This window comes from Cupriavidus sp. CP313, assembly GCF_054072015.1.
Window position 1 is genome coordinate 72,848 of sequence record NZ_JBSVZB010000007.1, and the last position, 23,107, is coordinate 95,954.

General features: G+C 65.9%; 22 protein-coding genes. 6 read left to right on the forward strand and 16 right to left on the reverse strand.

Annotated features, from left to right (window positions below; all coding sequences use genetic code 11):
- Positions 1-62: 62 nt before the first annotated feature.
- The 5 genes from hutC to ACW4E8_RS12495 all read right to left on the reverse strand — a co-directional run bounded on the left by hutC (position 63) and on the right by ACW4E8_RS12495 (position 4,799).
- On the reverse strand, positions 63-824 hold the full coding sequence (gene hutC, locus ACW4E8_RS12475) for a histidine utilization repressor (RefSeq protein ID WP_456804803.1): 762 nt from the start codon (positions 822-824) through the stop codon (positions 63-65).
- 16 nt (positions 825-840) lie between these two features.
- Positions 841-1,620, reverse strand: coding sequence for an ABC transporter ATP-binding protein (locus tag ACW4E8_RS12480; protein WP_340530174.1), 780 nt, complete (start codon positions 1,618-1,620; stop codon positions 841-843).
- Positions 1,617-2,486 (reverse strand): ABC transporter permease, encoded by an 870-nt coding sequence (locus ACW4E8_RS12485; RefSeq protein ID WP_456804804.1) that lies wholly within the window; start codon positions 2,484-2,486, stop codon positions 1,617-1,619. The genes ACW4E8_RS12480 and ACW4E8_RS12485 overlap by 4 nt, the downstream gene beginning before the upstream one ends.
- A 27-nt stretch (positions 2,487-2,513) precedes the next feature.
- A complete protein-coding gene (locus tag ACW4E8_RS12490; RefSeq protein WP_456804805.1) occupies positions 2,514-3,482 on the reverse strand; it encodes an ABC transporter substrate-binding protein in 969 nt (322 codons plus the stop codon).
- Between the two features lie 309 nt (positions 3,483-3,791).
- Complete coding sequence (locus ACW4E8_RS12495) at positions 3,792-4,799, reverse strand: NAD-dependent epimerase/dehydratase family protein (RefSeq protein WP_456804806.1); 1,008 nt, start codon at positions 4,797-4,799, stop codon at positions 3,792-3,794.
- Between the two features lie 9 nt (positions 4,800-4,808).
- On the opposite strand from ACW4E8_RS12495, the gene ACW4E8_RS12500 reads away from it, so the two are divergent.
- Both ACW4E8_RS12500 and ACW4E8_RS12505 read left to right on the forward strand, forming a co-directional pair.
- Positions 4,809-5,873 carry a CDP-6-deoxy-delta-3,4-glucoseen reductase gene (locus ACW4E8_RS12500; protein WP_456804807.1) on the forward strand — a complete coding sequence of 355 codons (1,065 nt, stop codon included), beginning with the start codon at positions 4,809-4,811 and terminating at the stop codon, positions 5,871-5,873.
- 284 nt (positions 5,874-6,157) lie between these two features.
- The gene (locus tag ACW4E8_RS12505; RefSeq protein ID WP_456804808.1) at positions 6,158-7,345 is read left to right on the forward strand and encodes an acetylornithine transaminase; all 1,188 of its coding nucleotides are present in this window, start codon (positions 6,158-6,160) and stop codon (positions 7,343-7,345) included.
- Positions 7,346-7,571: 226 nt separating this feature from the next.
- On the opposite strand, the gene ACW4E8_RS12510 is transcribed toward ACW4E8_RS12505, so the two are convergent.
- The 7 genes from ACW4E8_RS12510 to ACW4E8_RS12540 all read right to left on the reverse strand — a co-directional run bounded on the left by ACW4E8_RS12510 (position 7,572) and on the right by ACW4E8_RS12540 (position 14,670).
- A complete protein-coding gene (locus tag ACW4E8_RS12510; protein ID WP_456804809.1) occupies positions 7,572-8,288 on the reverse strand; it encodes an ABC transporter ATP-binding protein in 717 nt (238 codons plus the stop codon).
- Positions 8,289-8,302: 14 nt separating this feature from the next.
- Entirely contained in the window at positions 8,303-9,079 is a 777-nt protein-coding gene (locus tag ACW4E8_RS12515) for an ABC transporter ATP-binding protein (RefSeq protein WP_456804810.1), read from the reverse strand.
- A gap of 13 nt (positions 9,080-9,092) precedes the next feature.
- A complete protein-coding gene (locus tag ACW4E8_RS12520; RefSeq protein WP_456804811.1) occupies positions 9,093-10,250 on the reverse strand; it encodes an ABC transporter permease subunit in 1,158 nt (385 codons plus the stop codon).
- Between the two features lie 13 nt (positions 10,251-10,263).
- Entirely contained in the window at positions 10,264-11,199 is a 936-nt protein-coding gene (locus ACW4E8_RS12525; RefSeq protein ID WP_022536455.1) for a branched-chain amino acid ABC transporter permease, read from the reverse strand.
- Between the two features lie 214 nt (positions 11,200-11,413).
- Positions 11,414-12,610 carry a branched-chain amino acid ABC transporter substrate-binding protein gene (locus tag ACW4E8_RS12530; protein WP_456804812.1) on the reverse strand — a complete coding sequence of 399 codons (1,197 nt, stop codon included), beginning with the start codon at positions 12,608-12,610 and terminating at the stop codon, positions 11,414-11,416.
- 566 nt (positions 12,611-13,176) lie between these two features.
- Positions 13,177-14,142, reverse strand: coding sequence for a 4-hydroxy-3-methylbut-2-enyl diphosphate reductase (gene ispH, locus ACW4E8_RS12535; RefSeq protein WP_456804813.1), 966 nt, complete (start codon positions 14,140-14,142; stop codon positions 13,177-13,179).
- Positions 14,143-14,181: 39 nt separating this feature from the next.
- Positions 14,182-14,670 carry an FKBP-type peptidyl-prolyl cis-trans isomerase gene (locus tag ACW4E8_RS12540; protein ID WP_456804814.1) on the reverse strand — a complete coding sequence of 163 codons (489 nt, stop codon included), beginning with the start codon at positions 14,668-14,670 and terminating at the stop codon, positions 14,182-14,184.
- A gap of 104 nt (positions 14,671-14,774) precedes the next feature.
- On the opposite strand from ACW4E8_RS12540, the gene radC reads away from it, so the two are divergent.
- The 4 genes from radC (at position 14,775) to nadB (ending at position 17,857) form a co-directional block, all read left to right on the forward strand.
- A complete protein-coding gene (gene radC, locus ACW4E8_RS12545; RefSeq protein WP_456804815.1) occupies positions 14,775-15,461 on the forward strand; it encodes a RadC family protein in 687 nt (228 codons plus the stop codon).
- Positions 15,462-15,652: 191 nt separating this feature from the next.
- Positions 15,653-15,886: a 50S ribosomal protein L28 gene (rpmB, locus tag ACW4E8_RS12550; protein ID WP_006575661.1), complete on the forward strand. Its 234-nt coding sequence runs from the start codon at positions 15,653-15,655 to the stop codon at positions 15,884-15,886.
- A gap of 13 nt (positions 15,887-15,899) precedes the next feature.
- On the forward strand, positions 15,900-16,070 hold the full coding sequence (gene rpmG / locus ACW4E8_RS12555) for a 50S ribosomal protein L33 (RefSeq protein ID WP_010814980.1): 171 nt from the start codon (positions 15,900-15,902) through the stop codon (positions 16,068-16,070).
- A 194-nt stretch (positions 16,071-16,264) separates the two neighbouring features.
- The gene (gene nadB / locus ACW4E8_RS12560; RefSeq protein ID WP_456804816.1) at positions 16,265-17,857 is read left to right on the forward strand and encodes an L-aspartate oxidase; all 1,593 of its coding nucleotides are present in this window, start codon (positions 16,265-16,267) and stop codon (positions 17,855-17,857) included.
- A 73-nt stretch (positions 17,858-17,930) separates the two neighbouring features.
- Here nadB and nadC read toward each other — a convergent pair whose 3' ends face one another.
- The 4 genes from nadC to ACW4E8_RS12580 form a co-directional block, all read right to left on the reverse strand.
- Entirely contained in the window at positions 17,931-18,794 is an 864-nt protein-coding gene (gene nadC / locus ACW4E8_RS12565; protein ID WP_456804817.1) for a carboxylating nicotinate-nucleotide diphosphorylase, read from the reverse strand.
- Positions 18,791-19,945, reverse strand: a complete 1,155-nt coding sequence (gene nadA / locus ACW4E8_RS12570; RefSeq protein ID WP_456804818.1) for a quinolinate synthase NadA — start codon at positions 19,943-19,945, stop codon at positions 18,791-18,793. The genes nadC and nadA overlap by 4 nt, the downstream gene beginning before the upstream one ends.
- Positions 19,946-20,072: 127 nt before the next feature.
- A complete protein-coding gene (locus ACW4E8_RS12575) occupies positions 20,073-21,263 on the reverse strand; it encodes a DesA family fatty acid desaturase (RefSeq protein WP_013957873.1) in 1,191 nt (396 codons plus the stop codon).
- A gap of 385 nt (positions 21,264-21,648) precedes the next feature.
- On the reverse strand, positions 21,649-23,055 hold the full coding sequence (locus tag ACW4E8_RS12580) for a mechanosensitive ion channel family protein (RefSeq protein ID WP_456804819.1): 1,407 nt from the start codon (positions 23,053-23,055) through the stop codon (positions 21,649-21,651).
- Positions 23,056-23,107 lie beyond the last annotated feature (52 nt).

Sequence of the window (23,107 nt, forward strand, 5' to 3'; positions counted from 1 at the left end):
TTGTATGTTCCTGTCTATACAGCTTAGAGTAAAAGTTGGACCGTGGGCCGAATCTTGTGGATTCAGCCGAATGCGGGGTTGCCGTCGGCGCGGAAGCGGCTGCCGAGGCGATAGCGGTTGCCCGGATGCAGGCAGCGCACGAAGGTCACCGGCACGCCGTTGGTCCAGGTGCGGCGCGTCAGCATCAGGCAAGGTTGCGTGGGCGGCATTTCCAGCTGCGCGGCCTGCTCCGGCGTGGCAGCAATGGCATCGACCACGTGCTCTACCTGATCGTAGGGCACATGGCGCAGCAGGTATTCGCCAGGCTGGGTCTCGCTGAAATCCTGGCTGATGAAGTCCGGCGCCACGCGCGGGTTGACGTAGCGGTCCTCCAACTGCACCGGCACGCCGTCCTCGCGATGCACGCAGACCGAGTGGAACACCGACTCACCGGTGCGCAGCTCCAGCGCGGCGGCCACCTCGATCGATGCCGAGACGCGCTCCACCAGGATCACGTCGCAGGCATAGTCATGCCCGCGCATGCGGATCTCGTCCTGCAGGTTGACCACGGACAGCAGCGTCGACTGCGGCTTGTGCTCCGCCACGAAGGTGCCCACGCCGGCCACCCGCACCACCCGGCCCTGCTCCTGCAACTCGCGCAGCGCCCGGTTGACGGTCATGCGCGAGACGCCGAAGCGGTTCACCAGTTCCTGCTCCGACGGCACCCGGTCGCCCGGCTGCCACGCGCCGCTCTGGATCTGGCGGGCGATGTACTCCTTCACCTGCTGGTAGAGCGCGGTGGGAGAGGCAGAAGCGGAAGTCGGGGTGCCGGCGGCGTGGTTCATGGCGTTGGTTGGATGCCTAGTGCTCGGCCGAGGCCATGGCCTCGGCACGGATCTCCTCGGTCAGCCGCGCCTTGAGCGCGGAGAACTCCGGAGTGGTCTTGACCGTGTAATGGCGCGGATGTGGGAAATCCACCGCGATCTCGCTCTTGATCCGACCCGGCCTGGCAGAAAACACCGCCACCCGGTTGGCCATGAAAATGGCCTCGTCGATATCATGGGTCACGAATAATACCGTCTTGCGCGACGCCTCCCATATACCCAGCAGCAACTCCTGCATCAGCACCCGGGTCTGGTTGTCGAGCGCGCCGAAAGGCTCATCGAGCAGCAGGATCTTGGGATCGTTGGCCAGCGCCCGCGCAATCGCGGTGCGCTGCTGCATGCCGCCCGAGAGCTGTTTCGGGTAGTGGTGCTCGAAGCCGCGCAGGCCGACACGCTGCATGAAGAAGTCGCTGCGCTCCTTCTGCTCCGCCGCGCTCATGCCGCGCTCGCGCAGGCCGAAGCGCACGTTCTGCTCGATCGTCAGCCACGGGAACAGCGTGTACGACTGGAACACCATGCCGCGGTCCGCGCCGGGGGCGGACACCGGCTGGCCGTCCAGCAGCACGCGGCCGCTGGTGGGCGTATCCAGCCCTGCGACGATGCGCAGCAGCGTGGACTTGCCGCAGCCCGAAGGCCCGAGGATGGTGACGAAGTCATTGTCGCGGACCTCGAAGTCAACCGGCTGCAGCGCCAGGGTCTGGCCGCCGCGCGGGTTGGAGAAGGTGCGCGAGACCTGCTGGATGGACAGTGCGCTCATTGGATCGAACTCCACGGGAACAGGCGCTGGTTGGCGCGCTTGAAGACAAGGTCCGAGACCAGGCCGATGCAGCCGATCACGATGATGCCGAAGATGATCTGCCCGGTGTTGAGCAGCGCCTGGCTGTCGGTGATCATGTGCCCGATGCCCGACGACGAGCCGATCAGCTCGGCCACGATCACGTAGGTCCAGGCCCAGCCCAGCACCAGCCGCAGGATCTCTGCGATCTCGGGCGCGGCGCCGGGGATCAGCACGCGCCGCACGATGCCGGCGCTGTTGGCACCCAGCGTGTAGGCCGCCTCCACCAGGTCCTTGCGCGCGCCGCCGACGGCCACCGCCACCATCAGCACGATCTGGAAGAACGAGCCGATAAAGATCACCAGCAGCTTCTGCGTCTCGCCGATGCCGGCCCACAGGATCAGCAGCGGGATGAAGGCCGACGCGGGCAGGTAGCGGAAGAACGACACGAAGGGCTCGAAGAACGCCTCGGCCGCCTTGTACGAGCCCATGAAGATGCCCAGCGGCACCGCCAGCACCGCGGCCATCACGAAGCCGCCGACCACGCGCCATACGGTCATGCCGATGTCGCCGATGAAGTTGTGCTCCGTGAACAGGATAAAGCCCTCTTTGGCCATCGTCATCGGATCGGCCAGGAACGTGCGCGGCACGAAGCCGCCCAGCGTCACCACGGCCCAGATGCCGAAGAACAGCACGAAGAAGGACAGGCCCAGCATCCAGCGCGTGTTGGGCGCCACCGGCACCAGCGGGGCCAGCCACGGGTGGCGCCGGCGCACCGGCGCCGTCGCTGTGGCAGGGGCCGCCGCGGCAGCGGCCGGGGCGGGTGTTCCAAGTCTGGCTTGCGTCATGACGTCACGCCTCCTGAAGACTGTCGGTTACTTGAGGAAACGCGCGTCATACAGCGCCGTCACGTCCGGCACCTGGCGGATCACGCCGATCTCCAGCAGCACCGCTGCCGCTTCCTTGCTGAAGCTGGCGAGCTCGCCGGCAAAGAACTTGCGGTTGGCCTCGCGGTCCTGCCAGCGCAGGTAGGCGGAGGACTTGGCGAACTGCTCGCCGGTCTGCTTGACCGCCGCGCCCATGATGTCGTTGGCCTTGGCCGGCTCCTTCTGGATCATCTCCAGGGCCTCGAAGTAGCTGTCGACCAGCGCCTGCGCGGCCTTGGGATTCTCTTTAAGCCACTTCGGCGCGCAGCCCAGCGTATCGGTCACCATCGGGTAGTCGAGCGTGGTCGCCAGGATCTTGCCCTTGTCCGGGTTCTGGCGCACCGTCGACAGGTAGGGCTCATAGGTCATGGCGCCGTCGTTCTGGCCGGCCACGAAGGCCTGCGCGGCCGCCTGCGGCGACAGCGTGGTGGTCTTGACGTCCTTGAGCGTCATGCCGTTCTTCTTCAGCATCCAGGCCAGGCCGAAATACGGCGCGGTGCCCGGCGCATCGACGCCGATGGTCTTGCCCTTCAGGTCGGCAAAGCTCTTGACGTCGCTGCGCACGGCCAGGCCGTCGGCGCCGTAGGACTTGTCGAGTTGCACGATCTGGGTGATGGGCACGCCGTTGGCGTTCCAGGCCACGTGCGTTTCCACCGTGGTGGCGGCGCACTGGATCGCGCCCGAGGCCAGCGCCAGGTGGCGGTCCTTCTGCGGGATCATCTTGATGTCGACGTCCACGCCATGCTTCTTGAAGATGCCGGCCTTGTCGGCCAGCGTCAGCGGCGCGAAACCGGTCCAGCCGCTCATGCCCAGCGTGACCTGGGTGTTCTGCGCCTGGGCCGCACCAGCCCCCAATGCCGCAACCAGCACCGCGGCCTGCACTGCCATCCGACCGCGAATCCTGCTGTGATTCCTCATCTGTACGCTCCTTTGGTGTGTCCGTCGACGGCAGGCCATGCGTGCGGCCGCGCTCGTTTTCAGGCATTAAACAATACCTGTATATACAAGTCAACGTAGGGCTTCCACCAAGCAACCAGGCGGATAAACACCTTAAAAGGCGCTTTTCAGCGGGAACCCCTCAATGGGCCTCGCACCACCCCGGCTCACGGATTACGGTGCCAGCACCAGGCCGGGGCGATGGAAGTGTTGCTGTATAGACAGGAGTAAAACGAGATACCGTCACAGCAAACCCCGTGCCAGCCGCACTGGGGCGCGCCGGCAAGGCGGTCAGGCGTCGAAGAAGGAGGTGACGGTGGGATAACGCAGCCGCAGGCGCAGCTCGCGTTTCAGGCGGCGGTTGTCGAGGCGGCGCGATTCGCTCATGAAGCTCAGCAGCGTCTTGTCGATCACTTCACGCGCCTCGCCGCGCGTGATCCGCGGCGGGCGCGGCAAGCCGCGACGGTCGGCGACCAGGTCGAAGTAGTCGGCCATGCGCAGCTCGGTGTCGTCGCTGGCATGGACCACGCGCTGCGCGCGGCCGCGGAACAGCGCCGCGACCATGGTGCGCGCCAGGTCGTCGGCGTGGATATGGCTGGTGTAGACATCGTCCTGCGGCACCAGCGCGGGCGTGCCGCGGTGCAGGCGCGCCAGCGGCAGGCGGTCTTCGGCATAAATGCCGGGGATGCGCACGATGCTGGCACGCCAGCCGGCACCGCGGCCGAAGCCGCGCACTGCCCGCTCGGCGGCCACGCGGCGGCGCGCGCGGGCGGTCTGGGGCCGCACGGCGTGGAATTCCGAGACCCGGGCGCCCTGCCGGTCGCCGTACACACCCGACGTGCTGGCGTAGACAAACGCAGCGCGGGGCCTGCCCCGGTCGGGTAGAATGGCGGGCTCGCCGGGAAGCATGCCGGCCGACGTCCTGGCCTTGCGCCAGGCCGCCCGGCGCAAGGCGGCGAGCAAGGCACGCGTGCGCGGATCGCCTTCGCCCTGCCCGGGCGGCGGCGCCAGGTCCAGCACCTGCGTGGCCAGCCCGTGCAGCCGTGCCAGCGTGGCCGGCCGGTCCAGGTCCGCCACCAGCGGCACCGCGCCGGCGGCGCGCAGTTCAGCGCGGCGGGCCGGCTGTGAAGTCACGGCAAAGACACGCATGCGCGACGACAGGATTCGCAGGCAGCGCGTCCCCACATCCCCGCAGCCGACGATCAACAGGCGCGGGCGGCCCAGCCGGCGCGAAGGTGCCGGCAGCCGCGGGACTTGTGGGAGGCGCGAGGGCTGCAGCTTCGACAGAATTTGGCTCATAGACCGATTATGGCTTATCAAGTAACCGTCATGCCCAGCGGCCACAAGTTTGAAGTGGCCGCGGACGAAACCATCCTCGGCGCGGCCCTGCGCCACAGCATCGGGCTGCCCTACGGCTGCAAGAACGGCGCCTGCGGCTCGTGCAAGGGCCGCGTGCTCGAAGGCACCATCGTGCAGGGCGACCACGCCCCGGCGGCACTGACCGCGCAGGAGAAAACCGAGGGCCGCGCCCTGTTCTGCTGCGCCAACGCCGCCTCGGACGTCACCATCGAGTGCCGCGAAGTCCACGGCGCGGGCGACATCCCGATCAAGAAGGTGCCGTGCCGCGTGACCGCGATCGAGCGCCTGGCCGATGACGTCATCGCCATCAAGCTGCAGCTGCCGGCGACCGAGCGCATGCAATACCTGGCCGGCCAGTACGTGGAATTCCTGCTGCGCGACGGCAAGCGCCGCAGCTATTCGATCGCCACGCCGCCGCATGAAGACGGCCCGATCGAGCTGCATATCCGCCATATGCCGGGCGGCGCCTTCACCGACTACGTCTTCGGCGCCAAGGAAGGCCAGCCGGCCATGAAGGAGCGCGACATCCTGCGCTTCGAGGGCCCGCTGGGCAGCTTCTTCCTGCGCGAGGAATCCGAGGCCCCGATCATCCTGCTGGCTTCCGGCACCGGCTTCGCGCCGATCAAGGCCATCGTCGAGCACGCCGCCTACACCGGCATCCAGCGCCCGATGACCTTGTACTGGGGCGGCCGCCGGCCCAAGGACCTGTACATGCACGCGCTGTGCGAGCAGTGGGCGCGCGAGCTGCCCAACTTCCAGTACGTGCCGGTGGTCTCCGACGCGCTGCCTGAAGACAGCTGGCACGGCCGCACCGGCTTTGTCCACCAGGCCGTGATCGCCGACCATCCCGACCTGTCGGGCCACGAGGTCTATGCCTGCGGCGCCCCGGTGATGATCAATGCCGCGCGCGGCGACTTCACCCGCCAGAACAAGCTGCACGAGGACGCGTTCTTCGCCGACTCGTTCACCTCCGAGGCCGACATGCACCCGGCCGGCTCGGCACCGGCGGCCTGAGGCGCGAGCCGCCGCCAGCCGTTCCGTCAGCGCAACAATGCCCGGGCCAGCCAAAATTCGTTTTGACACCCGGGCGCATGCGCCTTATATTTGCCCGCATGCACATGACCTTCAACCGACGCCGCAGCTTCCGTACGTCGCTCCCCGCTGGGGTGCCGCGCGGCTGACCGTCGACTGCGTCTGTTCATGTCAACGAGCCACGGGCAACCCCCGTGGCTTTTTGTTTTTGTCCCGGTTGTTACGCCCGTCCGTCCATCGTTTAAAGCCGACCCCTGGAGTCCGCCATGGCATTTGCTGAGTATCCCGTCCAATCCCTGATGTACATCACCAACCGGCCCGAGCTCGTGTTCACCGAGGGCAAGGGCTCCTGGCTGACGGATCACAACGGCAAGCGATACCTGGACTTCGTGCAGGGCTGGGCAGTGAACTGCCTGGGCCATTCCAACCAGGGCATGATCGACGCGCTGGTGGCCCAGTCGCACCGGCTGATCAACCCAAGCCCGGCCTTCTACAACGAGCCGATGCTCAAGCTGGCCCGGCAGCTGACCGACCACAGCTGCTTCGACAAGGTCTTCTTCGCCAACAGCGGCGCCGAGGCCAACGAAGGTGCGATCAAGCTGGCGCGCAAATGGGGCCGCAAGCACAAGGACGGCGCCTTCGAGATCATCACCATGGACCACAGCTTCCATGGCCGCACGCTCGCCACCATGAGCGCGTCGGGCAAGGCCGGCTGGGACACCATCTTCGCGCCGCAGGTGTCGGGCTTCCCCAAGGCCGACCTCAACGACCTGGCTTCGGTGGAGAAGCTGATCACCGACAAGACCGTCGGCATCATGCTCGAGCCAGTCCAGGGCGAAGGCGGCGTGCTCCCCGCCACGCGCGAGTTCATGCAGGGCCTGCGCGCACTGGCCGACAAGCACAGGCTGCTGCTGATCGTCGATGAAGTGCAGACCGGCTGCGGGCGCTGCGGCACCCTGTTCGCCTACGAGCTGGCGGGCGTGGAGCCGGACATCATGACGCTGGGCAAGGGCATCGGCGGCGGCGTGCCGCTGTCGGCGCTGCTGTGCAAGGCCGAGGTCGCCAGCTTCGAGGCCGGCGACCAGGGCGGCACCTACAACGGCAACCCGCTGATGACCGCGGTGGGCAGCGCCGTGATCGAGCAGCTGACCGCGCCGGGCTTCCTCGACGACGTCAAGGCCAAGGGCGAATACCTGCGGGAACAGCTGCTGGCGCTGTCCGCCGAGTTCGGCCTGGGCGGCGAACGCGGCGACGGCCTGCTGCGCGCGCTGATGCTGGGCAAGGACATCGGCCCGCAACTGGTGGAAGAAGCCCGCGACATGGCCCCGCAAGGCCTGCTGCTGAACGCGCCGCGCGCCAACCTGCTGCGCTTCATGCCGGCGCTGAACGTGACGCGTGAAGAGATCGACCAGATGATCGGCATGCTGCGCACGCTGCTGAAGAAGCTGGCCTGAGCCTGGTCATTCGCCAGACGGAAAAAAGCCTCGCTCGCGCGAGGCTTTTTTTCATTGCGGTGCCGCAGAGGAGTGAGGGAGAGAGCCAGCGCCGCAGAACCCGCGCACACCAGCCTGAGCAGGCGTTGCGCGGGGCCCCGCGGCAAGGCAGAAGGCCTTGCGCCTGCGTGCGCCTGCCCTCTCCCTCACCCCTCTTGCGGCGGGGTGGGAGGCGGCGGCGCGTGCCTTACTCGCCGAGGTAGGCGGCCCGCACCTTGGGATCGTCGAGCATCTGCTTGGCGTCCCCGCTCATGGTGATCAGGCCCGACTCCATCACGTAGCCGCGGTGGGCAGCCTGCAGCGCCAGGCGCGCGTTCTGCTCCACCAGCAGCACGGTCACGCCCTGCGCCGAGATGTCGCGCACGACCTCGAAGATCTTCTCGACCATGATCGGCGACAGGCCCATCGACGGCTCGTCCAGCAGCAGCAGCTTCGGCTGGCTCATCAGCGCGCGCGCCATTGCCAGCATCTGCTGCTCACCGCCGGACATGGTGCCGGCCAGCTGGTTGGCACGCTCCTTCAGGCGCGGGAAGATGCCGAACATGCGGTCGATGTCAGCCTTGATGCCGGCCTCGTCGTTGCGCGTGTAGGCGCCCATCTGCAGGTTCTCGGTGATGGTCATGCGGGCGAACACGCCCCGCCCTTCCGGCACCATCGCCATGCCATGCTTTAGCAGCGCATAGCTGGGTACGCCCTTGATGGACTTGCCCATGTACTCGACATCGCCGCCGCCCCAGCCCTGCAGGCCGGTGATGGCCTTCATGGTGGTGGTCTTGCCTGCGCCGTTGGCGCCGATCAGCGTGACCAGCTCGCCGTCCTTGATTTCGAGGTCGATGCCCTTGACCGCCTGGATGCCGCCATAAGCGACCTTCAGGCCCGAGATCTTCAATACTGTGTCTTTCATCTGCAGCTCCCCCGTCAGTGGGCCGTAGTGCCGAGGTAGGCCTCGATCACCGCCGGGTTGTTCTGGACATCATGCGGCAGGCCCTGCGCGATGACCTTGCCGTAGTCGAGCACGGTCATGCGATTGCAAAGGCCCATCACCAGCTTCACGTCGTGCTCGATCAGCAGGATGGTCTTGCCGTCGGAGCGGATCTTGTCGAGCAGGCCGCGCAGCTCGACCTTCTCGGTGGCGTTCATGCCCGCGGCCGGTTCGTCCAGCGCCAGCAGCTTGGGCTCGGTCGCCAGCGCCCGCGCGATCTCCAGCCGGCGCTGGTGGCCGTACGACAGGTTGCGCGCGGTGAAGTTGGCGTACTTGCCGATGCCGACGTAGTCGAGCAGGTCGTGCGCCATGTCCTCGATGCCCTCTTCCTCGCGGCGTACCGAAGGCGGACGGAGGATCGCGCCGAACAGGCCGGCCTTGGTACGCGCGTGGCGCCCGACCATGACGTTCTCGAGCGCGGTCATCTCGCCGAACAGGCGGATGTTCTGGAACGTGCGCGCTATACCAGCCTTCGCCACTTCATGCACGGCGGTCGGCTGGTAGGCCTTGCCGCCCAGCACGAACTCGCCCGAATCCGGCGTGTACAGCCCGGTGATCACGTTGAAGAAGGTGGTCTTGCCGGCGCCGTTGGGGCCGATCAGGCCATAGATCTCGCCCGGCTTGATCTGCAGGCCCACCTCGGACAGCGCCTGCAGGCCGCCGAAACGCTTGTTGACCCCCTGTACCGACAGGAGGAAATCGTTGTTGCTCATATTGTCCTCCTGGTCAGAAACGGCCCACGCTGCCCGCACGGCGCACCACCGGGCGGTCTTCCTTGCGCGGCGACGGCCAGATGCCCGCCGGGCGATACAGCATGACGCCAACCAGGGCCAGGCCGAACAGCAGCTGGCGCAGCACTTCGGCATCAACGATCACGTGGCCGAACAGGCCGGTCTGCATCGGCTCGGCGACCACGCGCAGCAGCTCCTGGAAGCCCACCAGCAGGACGCCACCCAGGATCACGCCCGGGATATGGCCCATGCCGCCGAGCACCACGATGGCCAGCACGTAGATCGATTCCCACAGCGTGAACGATTCCGGCGACACGAAGCCCTGGAAGGCCCCGAACACCGCGCCCGAGGCACCGCCAAACGACGCGCCCATGGCAAAGGCCAGCAGCTTGATGTTGCGGGTGTTGACGCCCATCGCCTTGGCGGCGATCTCGTCTTCGCGGATGGCCACGAAAGCGCGGCCGATACGCGAGGTCTGCAGCCGCAGGCTCACGAACACGATCACGATGACCAGGAACACCAGCAGGTAGTAGTACATGAACACTGGCGAGAACTTCAGCCCGAGGATCTCGTGCGTCTTCGAGAAGTCGAAGCCGAAGATGTGGACCGGGTCCACCGCGGTGATGCCCTTGGGTCCGTTGGTGATGTTGAGCGGGCGGTCCAGGTTGTTCATGAAGATGCGGACGATCTCGCCGAAGCCCAGCGTCACGATGGCGAGATAGTCTCCGCGCAGCTTCAGCGTTGGCGCCCCGAGCAGCACGCCGAAGGTGGCGGCTACCAGGATCGCGATCGGCAACACGAACCACATCGACAGGTGGATGCCGGTGGGGAACAGTTGCTGGATCCACTCGAACTGGTTCGCCAGGTGGGGCGAGCCCAGCAGCGCCATCAGGTAGGCGCCCACCGCATAGAACGCGATATAGCCCAGGTCAAGCAGGCCGGCAAAGCCCACCACGATATTCAGGCCCAGCGCCAGCATGATGTACAGCAGCGCAAAGTCCAGCACGCGGACCCAGTAGTTGCCGCCCAGGGTCTGGACCAAGAACGGTGCGCACAGGGCGATCACCAGGAAGCCAATCAGTGCGGCCAGGGTCTTGGCCGGCACCTTAGTGGGCGCCGCAACGGCTGCCGTGGATGGAATCGGAGTATTCATGGATTCGCTCTCCTCAGGCGCGTTCCGCCACGCGTTCGCCCATGATGCCGGACGGACGGAAGACGAGCACGGTGATCAGCACGATAAAGGCAAAGACGTCCTGGTAGTTCGAACCGAAGACGCCGTTGGTCAGGTCGCCGATATAGCCGGCGCCGAGCGCTTCGATCAGGCCCAGCAGCATGCCGCCGACCATGGCGCCCGCCAGGTTGCCGATGCCGCCCAGCACCGCGGCGGTAAACGCCTTCAGGCCGGGGATGAAGCCCATGTAGAAGTGGGCATTGCCGTAGTTGGTGGCCATCATTACGCCGGCCAGCGCGGCCAGCGTGGCGCCGATCATGAAGGTGGCGGAAATGACGAAATTGGGGTTAACACCCATCAGGCCGGCCACCTTCTGGTTCTCGGCGGTGGCGCGCATGGCGCGGCCGAGCTTGGTGCGGTTGACCAGGGCCAGCAGGCCGGACATCACCATCACGGCCATGCCGATGATGACCATTTCCTTGCCGGTGATGGTGGCGCCGGTCGTGCCGATGTCGATCGGCTCAGACGGTAGCAGCTGCGGGAAGGTCAGCGGGTTGCGCGACCAGATCAGCATGCCCATCGTCTGCAGGATGATGGAGACACCGATGGCGGTGATCAGCGGGGCCAGCCGTGGCGCATTGCGCAAGGGCCGGTAGGCGATCCGCTCGATGGCATAGGACAGGATCGCGCAGACCGGCATGGCGATCAGCGTGGCGATCACCAGCGTCAGCCATTCAGGCAGGCCGGGGGCGAACTTCTGCAATCCGAGGATGGCTGACAGGGCGGTCAGCGCGCCGATCATCAGCACATCGCCGTGGGCGAAGTTGATGATGCCGAGAATACCGTAGACCATGGTGTAGCCCAGTGCGATCAGCGCATAGATGCTGCCGAGCACCAGACCGTTCACGATCTGCTGGATAAAGATATCCATGAAAACTCCTGCTTCAGTCCCGGACCTTGCGGCATGGTGTGGATGCCGGGGGGGGACCATGGTGTGTAATGGGTAACGTTGCGGTGGTTGGTTTGCTGGTAAGCGGCCTGCCCTGCTCCATCCATGGTAAGGATGCTTCTACATTAGGCGAGGCTAAAAAGAACGGCACCGCAAAATACTCACGGTGCCGTTCGGATGGGCCGGTAAGCCCAGATTACATCTTCACGACGTCGAGGACGGACTTCTTCTTGTCCTTGTACTCGTACAGCGTGATGGTACCTTCCTTCATGTCGCCCTTCTCGTCAAAGGCGATATTGCCGATCACGCCCTTGTAGTTGGTCTTGGGCATTTCGGCCAGGATGGCAGCCGGTTGGGTCGAGTTGGCGCGCTTCATGGCGTCGACGACGACCATCACGGCGTCATACGTGAACGGTGCGTAGATCTGCACCGGGGCGTTGAAGCGAGCCTGGTAGCGCTTGGAGAAGTCCGCGCCCTGCTCCATCTTCGACAGGGCCAGGCCGGCCTCGGAGCAGATGATGTTGGTCACGGCATCGCCCGCCAGTTCGGCCACCTTGTCGGTACAGACGCCGTCGCCGCCAACGATCTTGGCGCCGATGCCCAGTTCCTTGGCTTGCTTGGCGAACGGGCCGCCGGTAGCATCCATGCCGCCGTACATGATCACGTCAGGCTTCTTGCCCTTGATCTTGGTGAGAATGGCCTTGAAGTCGGTGGCCTTGTCGTTGGTGGCCTCGCGCGCCACCACGTTCACGCCGGCCGCCTTGGCGGTCTTCTCGAACTCGTCGGCCAGGCCCTTGCCGTAGGCGGTGGCGTCGTCGACGATCGCCACGCTCTTCGCATGGAGCGTCTTGCTGGCATAGTTCGCCAGTGCCGGGCCCTGCTGGGCATCGGTGGCCACCACGCGGTAGGTGGTCTTGAAGCCCTGCTTGGTGTAGTCCGGGTTGGTGGACGAGGGCGAGATCTGCACGATGCCGGCATCGCTATAGATCTTGGAGGCCGGGATCGACGTGCCCGAGTTCAGGTGGCCGACCACGGCCACCACCTTGGCGTCGACCAGCTTCTGCGCCACGGAGGTGCCGGTCTTGGGGTCGGCGGCATCGTCTTCGCCGACCAGTTCCAGCTTGATCTTCTTGCCACCGATCTCCAGGCCGGTCTTGTTGACTTCTTCCACGGCCAGGCGGGCGCCGTTTTCGTTGTCCTTGCCAAGGTGCGCGATACCGCCGGTCAGCGGGGCCGCGTGGCCGATCTTGACGACGACGTCGCCCGCTGCGGGGGCGGTTGCCGCCGGCGCCGTAGAAGCTGCATCCGCCGGCTTCTCTTCCTTCTTGCCGCAAGCTGCTACCAGCGCCACTGCGGCCGCGATCGGCAGAATCTTGGCAAACGTGATTTGCATGAGTGATCTCCTAGGATTCACAAAAACAGGGATATTCAACGCCTCCCGGACGTTTCCCTGGACCGCCTTTGTTTAGTTTCAATTTGAAACGCGCGCATTGTATCCCCTTTCTTAGTCGATGCAATACGCGACGCAACATCCTTAACCATTTACCGGTCAAATGAGCTAGGGAATTTCCCCAATGCACAGATTGCGGCAATTCCCGCTCTCATGACGCGGTCGCCTCACCTACTTACAAGAATCGTGCCTGCGGCGCCCGATGAGGCGAATAAGCATCGCCAGCGCCACCTATAATGCGCCTTTATTAATTAGGTGTTTCATTTAAATTTAGTTGCGCCAATCTCTAATGTGCAGAATATAGCGCCGCACCATAATAGGGAAAACCCCAGACCCGGGGATTACCCTGATTTGTCTGGTCAGCAGGACAGCCATGTATTACCTGCACCATCCGCGTGCATTATTCGCACCGGCCGGCTGCAAATCGGGCGCACCAAAGACAAAGGGCGCCGCATCAAGCGGCGCCCTTGTTCAAGGCAAGGCTGGCAGGCGGGCGCGGCCCGCACCGGTCAGGCGGCTGCGCTGGCCGGCAGCAGCCCGCGCGGCAGCGGGAAGGCCATGTTCTCTTCGATGCCGTCAAGCGGGCGCACCTGGCGCGCGCCAAGCTCACGCAGGCGGTCGACGATGGACTGGGCCAGCGCCTCGGGCGCCGAAGCGCCGGCGGTCAGGCCGATGCGGCGCTTGCCGGCGATCCATTCGGGGCGCACCTGCTCGGGGGCATCCACCATATAGGCCGGCACGCCCAGGCGCTCGGCCAGCTCGCGCAGGCGGTTGGAGTTGGAACTGTTGGGGCTGCCCACCACGATCACCACCTCCACCTGCGGCGCCATGAGCTTCACCGCGTCCTGGCGGTTCTGCGTGGCATAGCAGATGTCCTGCTTCTTGGGCTCGCGGATCTGCGCGAAGCGCGCCTTGAGCGCGGCCACGATCTCGCGGGTCTCATCCACCGACAGCGTGGTCTGGGTCACGTAGGCCAGCCGCGACGGGTCGGCAACCTGCAGCGTGGCGACGTCGGCCACCGACTCCACCAGCAACATGCCGCCGCTGGCCTGGCCCATGGTGCCCTCCACTTCCGGATGGCCGCGATGCCCGATCATCACGATCTCGCAGCCCTCGGCGCGCATCTTGCTCACCTCGACATGCACCTTGGTCACCAGCGGGCAGGTGGCATCGAACACGTGCAGCCCGCGCGCGGCGGCGTCAGCGCGCACTTCGCGCGACACGCCGTGGGCGCTGAAGATGACGGTGGCGCCCGCGGGCACCTCGTCGAGCTCGCGCACGAACACCGCGCCCTTGCGGCGCAGGTCGGCCACCACATAGGCGTTGTGGACGATCTCGTGGCGCACGTAGATGGGCGCGCCGAAGCGCTCGAGCGCACGCTCGACGATCTCGATGGCACGGTCCACGCCGGCACAGAAGCCGCGCGGCTGCGCCATCAGGATTTCTGCGTCGGGTGCGGGGGTCAGGTCAGGCATGCTGCGGTATCAGGATGGTTCGGCACACGTGCGGCGCGCTCAGAGAATGCCGATCAGCTGCACGTCGAACAGGATGGTCTGCCCGGCCAGCGGATGGTTGAAGTCAAAGAGCGCAGCGGTCTCGCCGATCTCCTTGAGCACACCCGCGTACTTGCCGCCGCCGGGCGCGTTGAACTCCACCAGGTCGCCCGGGCTGTAGTCCTCTTCGAACGAACTGTTCTCGCGCAGCGTGGCCAGCGACACCCACTGCAGCAGCTCGGGGTTGCGCGGGCCAAAGGCCTGCTCCGGCGCCAGCCGGTAGGTCATGCGCTCGCCTTCGGGCATGCCGAGCAGCGCCTGCTCCAGCGTCGGCGCGAACTGGCCCTGGCCGAGCAGCAGCGTGGCGGGCTTCTCCTCGAACGTGCTGACGACGTCGGTGCCGTTCTCGAGCGCGATGCTGTAGTGCAGGGTCAGGAAAGAGTCAGCCTGGACAGTCTTGCGGCCTGCCGTGCCGCCGTCGGTTTCCGACGCGAAAGTTTGCAAATTCATGGGTGATCAACCGGTAAACAACCCGTATTGTATTCGACTGGCCCATCGCCCGCCGCCCCGGCCCGGCCTCACCCTCATCACGGCGTGACTACCCTGGAGTGCTCATGACCATTGCCAACTGGCCCGCCTGCGAGCGGCCCCGCGAGAAACTGATGGAAAGCGGCGCCGCCGCCCTGTCCGACGCCGAGCTGCTGGCCATCCTGCTGCGCGTGGGCGCGGCCGGCAAAAGTGCCGTGGACCTCGCACGCGAGCTGTTGCACCGCTTCGGCTCGCTGACAGCCCTGTTCGCGGCCGAGGGGCGCGCGCTGACCAGCGTCCGGGGCATGGGCGAGACCAAGTATGCTCAGCTGCAGGCCATTCCGGAGCTGGCACGGCGCGCGCTGGCCGAATCGCTGCGCCTGCCCACGGGCTTCGACTCCCCGGCGGCGGTGCGCAACTACCTGCGCCTGACGCTGGCGCCGCTGCCGCACGAGGTCTTCGTGTGCCTGTTCCTGGATCCGCGCAACCGCATGGTGGCCAGTGAAGAACTGTTCCGCGGCACTCTGACGCGCACCGCCGTCTACCCGCGCGAGGTGGCGCGCCAGGCGCTGGTGCATAATGCGGCCGGCATCATCGTGGCGCACAACCACCCGCGCGGCACCACCGCGCCCAGCCAGAGCGACATCCACCTGACCCGCGAGCTGGCGCGCACCCTCGACCTGATCGACGTGCGGCTGCTCGACCATTTCATCGTGGCCGGGCAGGAAATCCGCTCGCTGGCCGACTGCTGCGACCGCCTGCCCGGGCTGTGACGCCAACGCCACGGCACAGGCAGCGCAGCAACACCGGATAACGTCAAAGCACAGAAGGCATTGATTCGGCGAGGGAATCCGGTCTATAATGCCCGTTTTGCTGAAGTCTCAACCGCTGCAGTCCGGGCCCGCGCGCCTTTTGTTGATCTGTTGCGAACATTGTCCACGAATAGAAGATTTAGGAGTGCTTCATGGCACGCGTCTGTCAAGTGACCGGGAAAGCGCCGATGGTCGGCAACAACGTTTCCCACGCAAACAACAAGACCAAGCGCCGTTTTCTGCCCAACCTGCAGAATCGTCGTTTCTTCGTTGAATCCGAAAACCGCTGGGTGAGCCTGCGCGTCTCGAACGCCGGCCTGCGCCTGATCGACAAGAAAGGCATCGACTCCGTGCTCGCCGATCTGCGCGCACGCGGCGAAGTCTAATTAGGAGCACATCATGGCAAGCAAGGGCGGCCGCGACAAGATCAAGCTGGAATCGACCGCAGGTACGGGTCATTTCTACACGACCACCAAGAACAAGCGCACCATGCCGGAAAAGATGGAGATCATGAAGTTCGATCCCGTCGCCCGCAAGCACGTCGCTTACAAGGAAACCAAGATCAAGTAATTGATCCCGGTTCCCGCCAGAAAGCCCCGCCATGCCGCGGGGCTTTTTGTTTTGTCCACGCGGTGCCGCCGCGCCGGTGCGACAGGAGCGATAGGCGACCACCCCACCCGCGGCACTGATGCACGGCATGGCGCGCAGGTGTAGACTTTCCCGTTTCCCCCATCTGCCAAGCGCCCCCGGCGCATCTCCGCATCATGAATTTCGACGTCGCCATCGTCGGCAGCGGCCTGGCCGGCCTTACGGTCGCGCTGCAACTGGCCGACACCCACCGGGTGGCCATCCTCAGCAAGCGCGCCATGACCCAGGGCGCCAGCGACTGGGCGCAGGGCGGGATTGCCGCCGTGCTGGATTCCGGCGACAGCCATGACGAGCATACGCAGGACACGCTCGTTGCCGGTGCGGGGCTGTGCGACGAAGAGGCCACGCGCTTCATCGTGGAGCATGGGCGCGAGGCCATCCAGTGGCTGATCGACCGCGGCGTGCCGTTCACGCGCGACGAGCAGGCCGAACTGGGCTTCCACCTGACGCGCGAAGGCGGTCACAGCCGGCGCCGCATCATCCATGCCGCCGATGCCACCGGCCATGCCGTGGTCAGCACGCTGCTGCAGCAGGCCACGCAACACCCGAACATCACCATCCTGGAAGACCACTTCGCGATCGACCTGATCACCTCGCGCAAGCTGGGGCTGCCGGGCAACCGCTGCTACGGCCTGTACGTGCTGGACGACAGCACCGGCGCGGTGCATACCCTCACCGCCACGCACACCGTGCTGGCCGCGGGCGGTGCCGGCAAGGTCTACCTGTACACCACCAACCCGGATACGGCCACCGGCGACGGCATCGCCATGGCCTGGCGCGCGGGCTGCCGGGTGTCGAACATGGAGTTCATCCAGTTCCACCCGACCTGCCTGTACCACCCCTACGCCAAGTCCTTCCTGATCTCCGAAGCGGTGCGCGGCGAAGGCGGCCTGCTCAAGCTGCCCGACGGCACCCGCTTCATGCCCGAACACGATGCGCGCGCCGAACTGGCACCGCGCGACGTGGTGGCGCGCGCGATCGACTTCGAGATGAAGAAGCGCGGCCTGGACTGCGTCTACCTGGACATCAGCCACCAGCCCGAGTCCTTCCTGAAGGAACACTTCCCGACCATCCACGCGCGCTGCCTGGAGCTCGGCATCGACATCACGCGCGAGCCGATTCCCGTGGTGCCGGCCGCCCACTACACCTGCGGCGGCGTGGTCACCGACACCTCCGGGCGCACCGATATCGGCAGCCTGTACGCCGTGGGCGAAACCGCCTGCACCGGCCTGCACGGCGCTAACCGGCTGGCCTCCAACTCGCTGCTCGAATGCATGGTGATCGGCCGCGCCGCGGCCGAGGACATTTCTTCCCAGGACAAGGCCGGCCTGCCGGACATCACGCTGCCGGCCTGGGATGAAAGCCGCGTCTCCGATGCCGACGAGGAAGTGGTGGTGTCGCACAACTGGGACGAGTTGCGCCGCATGATGTGGAACTACGTCGGCATCGTGCGCACCAGCAAGCGTCTGGAACGCGCCCAGCACCGCATCGGCCTGCTGCGCGAAGAGATCGCCGAGTACTACGCCCACTTCCGCGTCACCAGCGACCTGCTGGAGCTGCGCAACCTGGTCGAGGTGGCCTCGCTGATCGTGGACAGCGCCTACTCGCGCCATGAAAGCCGGGGACTGCATTTCAGCCGGGACTATCCGGATGCACTGCCCAAGGCGCTGCCGACGGTGATGCAGCCGCCAGCCGCAAGGAAGCGCTGAGCGCTGGCCAGGCAAAGAAAAACGGGGTGGCGCCGCAAGGCCCCACCCCGTTTTTCTGGTCCCGCGCAAAGCGTCAGCCGATGATCCGCAGCGAATAGTCCGTCGCCCGCACGTCCTTGGTCAGCGCACCGACCGAGATCCGGTCCACGCCGGTTTCGGCAAAGGTGCGAATGGTGTCGGCATTGACGCCGCCCGACACCTCCAGCAGCGCCCTGCCCCGGTTGAGCCTGACCGCATCCTGCATCATCGGCACGGTGAAGTTGTCGATCAGCACCGACTTCGCACCGGCCGCAAGCGCTTCTTCCAGTTCGGCCAGCGTTTCCACCTCGATCTGCACCGACGCCTTGGTATCCAGCGCCAGCGCCGCCTGCATGGCCGCTCTGATGCTGCCAGCCGCGGCGATATGGTTTTCCTTGATCAGGATGCCATCGTACAGCGCCAGCCGCTGGTTCTCGCCGCCGCCGATGCGGACCGCGTACTTCTGCGCCAGGCGCAGGCCCGGCAGCGTCTTGCGCGTATCCAGCACGCGCGCGCGGGTGCCGGCGATCAGGTCGGCATAGCGGCGCGTGGCGGTGGCCACGCCCGACAGCAGCTGCAGGAAATTCAGCGACGGGCGCTCCGCCGTCAGCAGCGAGCGCGCCGGGCCGGTGATCTCGCAGACCACCGAATCGGGCGCCATGCGGGCACCTTCCTGCTGCAGCCAGTGCACCTCGAGCGCCGGGTCGACCGCGCGCATGCAGGCATCGAACCACGGCTGGCCGCACAGCACTGCGGACTCGCGCACGATCACGCGCGCGCGCGCCGCCTTGGCCGCAGGCACCAGCAGGCCGGTCAGGTCGCCGCTACCGACATCCTCGGCGATGGCGGCCTGCACATTGGCTTGCAGCGCGGCCTGCAGCGCCGGGCCGTAGCTGTCGAACATCGGGTTCACGCTCATGCCGGGCCGATCCCCTGGAACAGCGCCTGTTCCTTGGCCAGGTCGGCCGACGGACGCACATTGCGCTTCTGCGCGGCAGCGAAGTCCAGCATGCGGTTGATGCAGGTCACCGCCTTGCGCCCGGTCACCGGGTCGACATGGATCTCGTTGCCGCCGGTTTCCAGCACCTCGGCCAGGTTGGTGAGCGCGTTCATGGCCATCCACGGGCAGTGCGCGCAGCTCTTGCAGGTGGCGCTGTTGCCGGCCGTGGGCGCCTCAATGAAGTGCTTGCCGGGCGCCGCCACGCGCATCTTGTGCAGAATGCCGTTGTCGGTGGCGACGATGAACTCGGTCGCGTCCAGCTTCTGCGCCGCCTCGATCAGCTGCGAGGTGGAGCCGACCACGTCGGCCTGCGCCACCACGTTTTCCGGCGATTCTGGGTGCACCAGGATCTTGGCGTTGGGGAATTCGCGGCGCAGCAGGTCCAGCTCGATGCCTTTGAACTCGTCGTGCACCAGGCACGAGCCCTGCCACAGCAGCATGTCGGCACCGGTCTGCTTCTGGATATAGCTGCCCAGGTGCTTGTCCGGCGCCCACAGGATCTTCTTGCCCTGCGCATGCAGGTGCTCGACGATCTTCAGGCCGATGCTGGAGGTCACCATCCAGTCCGCGCGCGCCTTCACGGCGGCGCTGGTGTTGGCGTAGACCACCACGGTGCGGTCCGGGTGCGCATCGCAGAAGGCGGCGAACTCGTCGGCCGGGCAACCCAGGTCGAGCGAGCAGGTCGCGTCCAGGTCCGGCATCAGCACGGTCTTCTCGGGGCTCAGGATCTTGGCGGTCTCGCCCATGAAGCGCACGCCCGCCACCACCAGGGTCTGGGCCTCGTGGTCGCGGCCGAAGCGGGCCATTTCCAGGGAGTCGGAGACGCAGCCGCCGGTTTCCTCGGCCAGGTCCTGCAGGTCGGCGTCGACGTAATAGTGCGCCACCAGCACCGCATTGCGCTCCTTGAGCAGGCGGCGAATACGCGTCTTCAGGGACTGGCGCTCGTCGGGCGTCAGCACCGGTGGCACCTTGGCCCAGGCATGTGCCACGCAGCTACCGCCAGTGGCGTTTTCGGCATCCGCCAGGTTCGGCTTTTCGAACTCGACGGTCTTGATCGATTGTGGGGTCATCTCCGGTACTCCTCTAGACCTTCGCCAGCAAGGGTGCGGCCCGGCCAGAATATTGGGGAGTTTATCTAAAACAAAAGCCCCGCCATGGGCGGGGCTTTGTCAAACCATACGGCACGGCCGGATTGTATCAGGCGTAGCGGCGCAGGCGCAGCGAGAAATCTTGCAGCGCCTGGATGCCACTGGCCTCGGCACGATGGCACCAGGCCTGCAGCTGCTGCAGCAGCTGCTCGCGCGTCAGGTTGGAACGGCCCCAGATGGCGGCCAGTTCACGGCGCATTTCGACGAAAGTCTGCAGCGCCTTGTTCTGTTCGACGATGCTGGCCAGCTGTTCGCGCTGCGGCGCGGCCAGCTTGGTTTCCTCGCGGTGGAACCACTTGCTGGCGGGCTTGAAGCTGCGGTACTCGGCCACGCCGCCTTCCTTGAGCTTGTCCAGTTCCTGGCGGAACGCGCCCTTGACGGCCTTGGCGTAGCGCGCCATCACGTCATAGCGGTTGGCGATGATCGCTTCCAGCGTGTTGTGGTCAACCGGGCGGGCTTCCACCAGGCGTGCCTTGGGCGGGGTCTTCTTGACCTTGGCCAGGCCGACCGCCTGCATCGCGCGGATATAGCCCCAGCCCACATCGAACTCATACCACTTGATCGAGAACTTGGCCGAGGTCGGGTAGGTGTGGTGGTTGTTGTGCAGCTCTTCGCCGCCAATGATCAGGCCCCACGGCGACACGTTGGTCGAGGCGTCCTCGCAATCGTAGTTGCGATAGCCCCACCAGTGGCCCAGGCCATTGATGATGCCGGCGGCATGGATCGGGATCCACAGCATCTGCACGGCCCACACGGTCATGCCGATCACGCCGAACAGCGCCAGGTCGATGATCAGCATCAGGCCGACACCCTGCCAGCCGAAGCGCGAGTACACATTGCGCTCGACCCAGTCATTGGGGCAGCCATGGCCAAACTTGGCGATGGTTTCCTTGTTCTTGGATTCGGCCCGATACAGCTCCGCGCCCTCCAGCAGCACCTTGCGGATGCCGCGGGTCTGCGGGCTGTGCGGATCTTCTTCGGTTTCGCACTTGGCGTGGTGCTTGCGGTGGATGGCGGTCCACTCGCGCGTGACCATGCCCGTGGTCAGCCAGAGCCAGAAGCGGAAGAAATGCTGGGCGATCGGGTGCAGATCCAGCGACCGGTGCGCCATGCAGCGGTGCAGGAAGATGGTGACGCCGGCGATCGTGATATGCGTCATCACGAGCGTGTAGATGACGATCTCCCACCAGGTCCAGTTGGCAAGGCCGTTGGCGGCCCAGTCAAGAATAGTGTCGAACAAACTGTTCTCCGTCGGTTAAACAGGGACTTTCCCGTGCAGGCCTGGGGCCGGTGCACGCAACGCGCAGAAAAAAGGCTGCGAATCCAAGTGATTGCGATAGCTTTCTGGCGCCTGCCACGGGACCCGAAGTCATTCCGGGCTCCCAGGCACACGAGTCTCGCGCCGGCGCTGGGATGACCCTCCGCTGGCGGGACAAGGTACGAGCCGCTGCAATCTGGCGGCTGTCTGATATGGGAGCGTGCGCCTGCAACCTGAGGCTGCAACCCGCGACAACCCGGCATTCTACCGGATCGCGGGACGCGAAAGCATACGCTATTTCCCGGATTTTGACGGGGCGCAACGGTTTTCGTTCCGTGGGTGGCGCATGCTGCGCCCGTCTGGCGGCCTATGCGGCACTCGCCACATTCGCTGTATCCGCTACGGTCTTAGATGGGGGCAGATCGGTGCCGGACAAGGGTGCTTCGCCCAGCACGCGGAGTTCGCGCTGCGGATAGGGGATGGAAATCCCATGCTCGCGCAGCGTGCGCCAGATCGCGCGGTTCATCGCGGACTGCACGCCCAGCTTGCCGTTCTGCGGATCGGCGATGTTGACCGCCACTTCGTATTCGATGCCGCTGTCGGCAAACAGCACCAGGAAGGCAGCCGGCTCCGGCTCGGGCAGCACGCGCGGCAGGTCGCGCACGCACGCGGTCAGCAGCGCGATCACCGTTTCCGGATCGGCGTTGTAGTCTGCCTGCACCCGGGTAGCCACGCGCACATTGGTGTTGGAGAACGAATGGTTCTGCACCGGCTGCGCCACCAGCTGCTCGTTCGGCACGAGGGTTTCGCCATCGCCGTTGCGCACCACCGTGTAGCGGGTGCGGATCTGCGACACGATGCCGGTGTACTTGTCCACCGTGATCTGGTCGCCCAGCTTGACCGAGTGGTCCAGCAGGATGATGAAGCCGGAGATGTAGTTGCTGGCGATCTTCTGCAAACCCAGCCCCAGGCCCACGCCCAGCGCGCCGCCGAACACCGACAGCACGGTCAGGTCGATCCCCACCAGCGACAGGCTCAGCAGCAGCGACACCAGCAGCAGCAAGGCCTTGGAGATGCGCGTCAGCACCACCTTCAGGTTGCCGTCGAGGTTGGCCGAGCGCATCAGCCGCTCTTCCAGCCAGGAACCGAACCACAGCGCCACCAGCACCGTCAGCAGGATCCAGACCACCGCCATCAGGGTGTCGGCCAGGTTGATCTTCTGCTTGCCGCCGATCGAGAAGCGCACGCCCTCCATCCACGCCACCACGTCCGCCAGCACGCCCACCACGTACAGCGCCATGCCGACCCACACCAGCGTGGTCAGCACCTTTTCCACCAGCAGCAGCATGCCGTGCAGCTGGCCGCTGCCCGACATCACCCGGCGCAGCACATAGAAGGTGAAATTCAGGAAGGTGATGCCGAACAGCGGCACCAGCGCCAGGCGCAGCACGCTGATCGGGATCAGCGGCTCCAGCGCAAAGCGGGCGATCAGCACCAGCACCCAGCCGGCCAGCGGGAACATGGCACGCTCGAGGCTGGCGGCGGCAAAGCGCACGGAAAAGCTCGATCCTTCATAGCGCGCTTCCAGGCGCCGCACCACGAAGCGCGCCAGCGGCCACGCCACCAGCAGGCAGCCGGCCAGCACCAGCAGCTGCCAGAAGAAGCCTGGCCCGCCTGCGTCGCGGATCAGGTCGTCCAGCATCTTGCCGAACATCGAATGGGAGGCCTTCAGGTCCTTCAGGCCACCCAGGTCGGACAGGGTCTCACCGTTCATGGAGGAAACTCAGGGTTGGCGCGGCCGCCCGCGCGATCGGCGGGCGGCCCGG